Origin of the sequence: Corynebacterium sp. UBA2622, from assembly GCF_002339505.1 — a bacterium.
Classification (GTDB): domain Bacteria; phylum Actinomycetota; class Actinomycetes; order Mycobacteriales; family Mycobacteriaceae; genus Corynebacterium.
Genome location: NZ_DDJO01000004.1, coordinates 25,844 through 26,108, shown reverse-complemented (window position 1 = coordinate 26,108; position 265 = coordinate 25,844). Strand labels below are relative to the sequence as shown.

1 protein-coding gene is annotated in these 265 nt (G+C 71.3%); it reads right to left on the bottom strand.

What is annotated here, in order from left to right:
• The coding region (locus B3611_RS01810; protein ID WP_291313376.1) for a hypothetical protein at window positions 1–265 on the bottom strand (265 nt) is incomplete at both ends.

The following is a 265-nucleotide window of genomic DNA, read 5'->3' as shown; positions in this document are numbered from 1 at the left end:
GGGGAGTAGCCGGGCGCGGCGGTGGTGACCCGCTCGCGCAGGGTGACCACGTCGGCCTCGGCCGCGCCGTCGATGGCGGGAACACCCAGCTCGGCGGACATGTCCATGAGCAGCTGGTTGCGGCGCGAGGAAACGCCGCCGGTGAGCTCCTCGATGTTGTCCGAGTCGCCGATCTGCTCCGGGCGGATCTTGTTCTGGAAGGCGAAGAGGACCATGATCGCGTCCGCGGCACCGAAGGGGAGGTCGGTGGCGGGCGAGCCGCCGG